The sequence below is a fragment of the Microcoleus sp. FACHB-831 genome, from assembly GCF_014695585.1.
GTDB lineage: Bacteria > Cyanobacteriota > Cyanobacteriia > Cyanobacteriales > FACHB-T130 > FACHB-831.
In genome coordinates this window covers 1-7942 of record NZ_JACJON010000072.1, presented here as the reverse complement: position 1 = coordinate 7942, position 7942 = coordinate 1, and the positions used below count along the sequence as shown (strand labels likewise).

Below are 7942 nucleotides of genomic sequence, written 5' to 3'. Positions count from 1 at the left end.
TCTCGCTCAAAGTTCCCGTCTAAAAAGCCATTTCATAGGGGAACTGGAACTCAATGTGAACATCTTAACTTCTCCATTCTCAACACTGCTTAGAGCTTAACCGAGAAGTATTGGGATACATCGTCTGCGACGATAAGTTTAATCGCGTAAAGGTTAAATCGCCTGAATATGTGGCGTTAGCTCATACTAAGGGTGGACTTAGCGACAGGCGCTTGTTAGAAATAATAGTAAATGCTGAAGGTGACGAGGTTTTAAGTTATTTTCCGGAATGGCTTCCTATTTACCAGAATATTCAGGCTAAATATGAGGCGCTGGTTGAGGAAATTGTAGAAAATTATCAGGCGATCGCATCCACCGCAGCAACCCCAAAAGAGTTGGCTAATCTAGCAATTCAGCATCCTTACTCTGGCATTTTGTTTGGTTTGCGTAGCGGAAAATTAACTTCTGTGAAAGCAGGTTTAAAATCAATGCCGTTTGCCAAGGTAGAAGCCCTAATTCAACGTGATTCTATCGCTATTATTAATTAGCTAGCTTTTCATACTTTATCTTACCAACCTTTTAAAAGGAGTATTAAAATGTTTGCGAGCGCTGCCTCAGCTTAATAGCTTGCTCATATTTGTTCTGGCGGATTGTATCTCCCTAAAAATTACAATTATAGATATTATCAATTTAATGCTATAGCTCTGTAAAGATGCCAAGCTTTATGCCCCCACAATCAAACTTAGGAATGGGAAAGTACACGGTTATATTAACTTAAAAATATTGACTCAATTTAACGTAAACCAGCGCTATTCACCTTTAAAATGCTGTTAGTAAAGGCGCTTAAACTTTATACTCTATAAAATTGCAATTGAGTAAAAACGCTTTTTTCAAAAAGTAAAATATCGTTTTTATTAAAATTTAATAATATGAACTGTTTCAATAATAAAAATTATTTAAATTTACTTTTTTCCATTACGCCATTGACTACCAGACCTAAGATATTCTGGGCAGAGGGATTTATCATTTCTTTAGCAGAAATAAGACTAGCAGAATCAATAACTCCAGGTCGAGCCACTAACAAAATGCCATCAGTAATTTGCCCCAATGTCAGAGCATCTGCTGCAATCATCAAAGCAGGTGCATCAATAATCACAAAATCATATTTATCTGAAAAATCCTTAATGAGTGAAACCATGCACGTAGAGTCTAGGAGAGCTAGTGGATGGGGAGGCATTACCCCAGCGGGAAGGACATCTAGATTATCCATGACTTCACATACCGCAGTCCAGGATTTAGTCCCACCGCCTAGAACATCGCTCAAACCTAATGCATTACTAAGTTTCCAAACATGATGCTGACAAGGGTGGCGCATATCTGCATCAATTAGCAAGATTCTACGCCCCAGCTGAGCCATAGCTGCTGCCAAATTAGCTGAAACAGTAGACTTACCCTCTTTAGGAACTGAGCTAGTTACTACAATAATTTTTAACTGCTTATCTGAACTAAGAGACTTCAGATTTGCTTGAATCATCCGGTATATTTCACTAACTAAAGAGTAAGGGGCATCTACGACAGGAATTTCTATAGTAGTCGTTTTTGCTTTGCGACTGCGGGAAGCAATCTTCTTTCCAAAAGAGGGAATAATTCCAATTAAAGGATAACCAAATAGTTGCCTAACTTCCTTTAGGGTTTTGATAGATTTATCGCTAATTTCTAAAAGTAAGATAGTAGTCGTGGAAAATAGCGCTCCTAACAGTACCCCTAGAGCGATTATCTTAGCTTTCGAGCCTGATTCCGGCTTTTCAGGAACTGTAGCATCCTCAATAATCCGGGCATTACCTGTATTTTGGTTTTCCGCTACCTGTGCTTCTTGCATTTTTTTCAACAGGGTGGCATAGGTAGATTGAGCTGCTTCCAGCTTCCGTTCTAAATCCCGCTGATCCTGTTCTAATTTGGGTAGGATATTAACTCGTTTTTGGTAGGCAGTTTGGGAACTAGACAGAGAAGCCAGTTGTTTAGCTAAACTAAGGCGTTGTACTTCTGCTGCTAGAAAATCTTTGATAAGGTTTTGTTTGAGGTCTCCAATCTGCAACAGCCGTTCGGGAATTTGTATCTGAGAGCCAACAACCTGCTGTATTTGCTGTTGTAGAAGAACTTTTAGAATCGTTTCCTTATCCTTGAGGCTGGCAATCGTGGGCGATTCCTCGCGATAAATGCTTCGCTGATTGGCTAACTGTGTCTCTACAGCTTGAAGTTCTTTGAGAACCCCCTGCACCGCAGGCGACTGACTGAGAGCGCTTACAGCGATCGCCTCTTGGGCGCTTAGACCTACCGTGTTGCCCAGCGCAGCGCTTCGGGCCACTGTTTCCTGAAGTTGAGCGCGAAGAGTAGTAATCTGGCTGTCTAAAGCCGCGATCGCCGCGACTGCTGTTTTTGCTTCCTCTGGTAGCGATACGACGTTATTTTTCTCCTTAAATTCTCTTAAAGATGCTTCTACTTTACGAACCGCCGCCTCAGTTTTAGGAAGCTGCTGGGCAATAAATTCCCTCGCCGCCGCCGCCTCAGCCCGGTTAGTGAGAATATTTTTTTGTATGTAAAGACTCATAACTTTGTTAACTACGGTCGCCGCTTCTTCGGCTGTGCTGCTTTCATAGGCAATTCGCAACACATCCGTGCCGCCAATAATTTTTACCGTTAGCTTTCGTTTGATGTCTTCAGGGGTGACGGGTTGATTCTTTTTATTTTTGAGACCTATTGCGTCAATTGTATTCTGCAAGAGCGGTTTGGAATAAACAACCTCTATTTCTGTACTCAGAGGATTTTGGGTAGATACAAGAGGCCTTAACTCTTCTGTTCCTCCTCCTACTCCTGTTAGGACAGAGGTTCGATCTACCTTGAACAATAGTTTTCCTTCAGCTTGATACGATTGCTTTAAAAAGCGTGTAGCAAAGACAGCACTGGTAACGGTAATTGTAAAAATAGTTACAGCAGGTAGCCAGCGACGTTTTATGGTAAGCAAGTAGCGGCTAAAATCTAAATCTATAGATTCTCTAGATTCCATAAAGGTTTGGGGGGTTACTCTTACAAAGGTGCCAATAAACGCGGATCTGTGCGGAACGTCGGGGTATTACCCCTGTAATATAATTTTTATGAATAAGCAATTATTTAAATCATTATCTGAATGTTTTCAGATATGTGTATTTTATTAAATTATTACACCAGGTAAATATATACCTCTATAAAAGCTAACTATAAACAAGGTACATTTGATTACAACCTCTTTTTTAAGACTTTTACGACTATGAAAATATCACGTATGGCTCGCTCCTTATTCGTGAACTTATTATAGCGATATAAGTCGAAGGCTTGCAGTGATAGTTAGAGAGAGGCTTGAATTCCACTCTTATAGGTCCTCTAATACTTTAAATATTTTCCCATTATTAACATTTTTTCAATTATCTCCTTGGTTGTCATACTCGCCCAGGCAAGCTATCCTTTGGATAGGCTACTCAGGCTATAACTATAATAGTAAAAATGTTTTGTTTCAGTTATAAATTTAAAAATTACAAAACGCTGTTTGATTATGTGATGCAAGCTTATTTGGAAAAACAACAGTAAAGGATTGGCAGTAGCAGCGTAAGTCAGCACGAAATTAGCAACCCTAACAAAAGAGCAATGAAAGCGCGATCGCGTTTTACTCCTGCCTGCTATTTATTAACTTCACTCCAGTGCTTGTAACTTTGCTCGCCCGTAGTTTTGAAATCAACAGCAAGATCTTTCATTAATTTGGCGTTATAGCAGCACGATCCTATCAATTATTTACTGCCGTGCCCAATAAAAATTTCTCAACCCCAATTTTTAGTAAGCACCCTCCTTGGTCAAAACTACTTTAACTGTTTGTAGCAATATCTTAAAATCCAGAGCAAGGGACCAGTGCTGAATATAGGCTATATCCAAATAGAAAACTTCATCAGAATCTACATTTGAACGACCGCTAACTTGCCACAGACCTGTAATTCCAGGTAACACTTCATGACGCAAAAAGTGGTGTTCCGACAACCTTTCTACATCGCGCACAGGAAGAGGGCGCGGGCCTACAAGGCTCATTTCACCGTATAACACATTGATGAGCTGTGGCAATTCATCTAAACTATAACGCCTGAGAAACTTCCCGATGTTAGTGATTCTGGGGTCGTCTTTTAATTTGAAAAGTACCCCGCCTTTAACTTCGTTTCTTGCTTCTAGTTCTTTTTGCAACTCGCTGGCATTCGATACCATAGTGCGAAATTTCCAGACTTTAAAGTGCCGACCTTTTAACCCGACCCTCGTCTGCCTGTAAAATACTGAACCAGGTGAATCAAGTTTTATCAGGATCGCAATTATCACTAAAGGCAGGCCGATTAATAGCAAAATTGCAGATGAAGCTAGTATATCGAAGCCACGTTTTAGCCAAAAATCACTACCAACGATGGGAGGAGAGCTAAACCGTATAGTTGTAACCCGTCCGATCATCTTAATTTCAGACCACTGTCTGGGTAATTCTAAACTAACTGGTAAAACCCTTAATTGGATTCCAGCTGATTTCAATTCCCAAAATAAAATTATCGGATCTTTTACAGATTGCCACGAACAAACAAATATTTCGCTGACCTTTTGGCGGCGGATATTGTCAAGAGTCTGCGACCATACGACGGGATTTTCTCTTATAGATAAATCCGCCGTTCCAACCACCTGAAATTGCTTCGCTTTCTGTAGTAATGGTTGTGTCTTCTCAATATCTTCTGGATTTCCTAACAGAAAAATTGGATCTCGCAGCTGGGAATTTTTACTGCGAATAGTGATGATAGACTGATGCAGCAGCAGGCGTTCGGCAAACACGAAAATTAAACTTAGTAACCAAGCCCAAAAAAATACCGAACGGGATATCAACACGCCAGATTGATTAAAAAAAGCTGTAATTAGTAAGACAACATGAGCCAGGGTTACAGCTTTGATCAAGCTGGGAAAGTTACGGCGTTGGTCATCAGTTCCATACAATCCCGCGCCACCAATAATACCTATGCTGATCGCTAAAAGCGGCAGTAGGAATCCTGGTTTGTCGTGATTTTTCCACAAAAGATGGAACCCTTCCACTTGCGTCCCTAATCGCTCGGCAATGCTCCAAGCTAAAGTCAGCATTAAACTATCTAGCACAACTAGAACAACCACCCGAAGCCAATTACGAATCGCTCCCCGGCTGATATTAGTAATAATTGGAGCTCTTAGATCACCCTTATTTTTGTCCATTCTCTTAAAAATGTGAGGAAATCTTGTAGATTGATAATGCTTGGTGTCTTCGATGCACTCAGTATTTTATAAGTATAGTAGATTACGCTGGGATGTATGTTAAGTAAAAACTCTTCTTGCAATTTACTTTAAATAAAAATTACTATTTTTTTACGTAGATTTACTTATACATACATATATTATTCGTGCGTATATTAGATATTTACTATATATATTTGCCCAGGAACATCAACCATTTTTATGACAAACATATCTTCACTAAAAACCTATGCGATCGCTGAAACTACAAATGGTAATGATTTTTCATATAAACTCTCCCCAATGCAGCAGAGTATGCTGTTCAATAGCATTTCCACACAACAAGCTGGCTTAGACATCGAGCAGGCGATCTGCTCTTTGCATGAAAACTTGAATGTTTCAGCTTTGATGCGAGCTTGGCAGCGAGTAGTGGAGCGGTATGAAATTTTGAGAAGCTACTTTTCTTGGGAAGGTCTCAACGAACCCGTTCAAACTTTGCACGGACAGGTTGAACTACCTTTTGAGCACCAAAATTGGTGCGCTCTATCAAGCAGCGAACAACAAGACAGACTAATTGCCTATATCCGGGACGATCGGCAGCGCGGATTTGATATTAAAAAGGCACCCTTGATGAGATTGGCGCTGTTACAGTTATCTGACACCGAATACAAGCTAGCTTGCACGTTTCACAACATATTACTGGATAATCGCTCTTTTGCAATACTGTGTAAACAAGTTTTTACCTTTTATGAAGCTTTTTGCCAGGGACAGGACTTAGAGTTGCCGATTTCTCAACCTTATCGGCACTACATTGAGTGGCTACAGGAGCAGGATCTTTCTAAGGCAGAAACATTTTGGAAAGAAACTCTCAGAGGCTTTGATGCTCCCACCCCATTGGTTGTAGAACTCGCTCCTAATCAAAGACAAAGCCAACAAGCAGGTCATGGAGAGGAAGAAATACAGCTATCTGAGGTCGTGACCTCAAAGCTGTTAGTTCTGGCACAAGACCATGCTTTGACGACCACTACTTTGATACAAGGCGCGTGGGCTTTAATTCTCAGTCGATACAGCGGGGAAGAAGATGTAGTATTTGGGGGGGTAAGGGAGTGTCGTCCGTCTGCTCTAGAGGGAGCAGAATCGATGCTAGGACTCTTCATTAATATCCTGCCAGTACGGGTCAGCGTGTCTGCTGATGTACCTGTACTAACTTGGCTCAAACAACTTCAAGCTGCATGGATTAGCTTGGAAGATTACGAGCAAACTCCACTCGCCAAAGTATTGGAATGGAGTGACATCCCTCGCGGTACATCCTTGTTTGAGAGCATTTTATTTGTTGAAAACTACGAAATAAATTCAGTTTTACAGGGTGAGAGTAGTAACTGTACAAACCAAGAGTTTCAGTTAATAAAGCAGACAACTTTTCCGCTTACAATTTATGCAAATTTTAGGAAAAACCTGCTATTAAAAATTGAGTACGATCGCCAGCGCTTTGATGGGGCAATAATTAATCGAATGCTGGGGCATCTTGCGACATCGATCGAGAGTATGGTAGCAAACCCCCATCAAGAGATTACCCAATTGCCGATGCTTACAAATTGGGAGCAGCAGCAGTTATGGCAGTGGAATGAAACTCAGGCGAATTATGGGCAGGACAAATGCGTTCACAAATTATTTGAAGAGCAGGTAGAAAAGACGCCGGACGCTGTTGCCGCACTCAAGAGTGCGATCGCTTCATCATTGCATCAAGATCGGCAACTGACATACCAGGAACTCAATGCAAGAGCCAATCAACTAGCTCATCACCTACAGCAACTTGGCATCAAGCCTGATGTATTTGCAGCCATATGCATCGAGCGTTCTTTGGAAATGGCGATCGCTGTCTTAGCTATTCTCAAAGCAGGCGGCGCTTATGTACCTCTAGACCCAGCCTACCCCAAAGAGCGCTTGGCCTTCATGCTCGCAGATACCCAAGCACCCGTCATACTCACCCAAACTCACCTAGTCCAAAGCTTACCCGAACATCAAGCGCGTGTAATTTGCCTCGACGCCGACTGGCAATCAATTAGCCAAAACAGCACAACCAACCCCGAAAGCAGCGTCACCCCCGACAACTTAACCTATGCAATCTACACCTCCGGTTCAACTGGCAAACCCAAAGGCGTAGCCCTCGAACACCGCGCCCTCTCTAACCTAATCTCATGGCAACTGCAAAACTCCAAACTAACCGGGGAAGCAAGGACACTACAATTTGCATCTCTTAGCTTTGATGTCTCCTTCCAGGAAATGTTCTCTACCTGGTGCGCGGGGGGAACCCTCGTCTTCATCTCCGAAGAAATACGACGAGATGCCCCAAGGTTGTTGCAGTTCATCAACAACGAAAAGATAGAAAGACTGTTTCTGCCCTTTATCGCCCTACAGCACATAGCCGAAGCCGCCGATACTTATGCGATCGCGCCCCAGTCTATAAGCGAAGTCGTCACCGCTGGCGAACAGTTGCAGATCAACCGTTATATCGCGGGCTTCTTTAAACAGCTAAAAAATTGGGCGTTGCATAATGGTGCTATGAATCATTGAGGAATAGGGACATCCCAGAATTTGAGATAGTGCAGTAACAGCCGAATTGAGTATCTCAGCATTTCCTCGGATTTTGAATAGC

At 41.8% G+C, this 7942-nt stretch carries 4 protein-coding genes and 1 pseudogene; 2 read left to right on the top strand and 3 right to left on the bottom strand.

From position 1 onward, the window contains the following. The first annotated feature begins 110 nt into the window (after positions 1 to 110). On the top strand, positions 111 to 527 hold the full coding sequence (locus H6F77_RS22305; protein WP_190491110.1) for a hypothetical protein: 417 nt from the start codon (positions 111 to 113) through the stop codon (positions 525 to 527). A 404-nt stretch (positions 528 to 931) separates the two neighbouring features. Here H6F77_RS22305 and H6F77_RS22300 read toward each other — a convergent pair whose 3' ends face one another. After that, on the bottom strand, positions 932 to 3043 hold the full coding sequence (locus H6F77_RS22300) for a GumC family protein (protein WP_190491109.1): 2112 nt from the start codon (positions 3041 to 3043) through the stop codon (positions 932 to 934). A gap of 797 nt (positions 3044 to 3840) precedes the next feature. After that, on the bottom strand, positions 3841 to 5268 hold the full coding sequence (locus tag H6F77_RS22295) for a sugar transferase (protein ID WP_190491108.1): 1428 nt from the start codon (positions 5266 to 5268) through the stop codon (positions 3841 to 3843). Positions 5269 to 5508: 240 nt separating this feature from the next. Between H6F77_RS22295 and H6F77_RS22290 the strand changes: the two genes are divergently transcribed. Then, the gene (locus H6F77_RS22290) at positions 5509 to 7860 is read left to right on the top strand and encodes a non-ribosomal peptide synthetase (protein WP_190491107.1); all 2352 of its coding nucleotides are present in this window, start codon (positions 5509 to 5511) and stop codon (positions 7858 to 7860) included. Here H6F77_RS22290 and H6F77_RS22285 read toward each other — a convergent pair. After that, a pseudogene (locus H6F77_RS22285) lies at positions 7854 to 7942 on the bottom strand (IS1 family transposase); the annotation flags it as partial. The gene H6F77_RS22290 and the pseudogene H6F77_RS22285 sit on opposite strands and share 7 nt — an antisense overlap.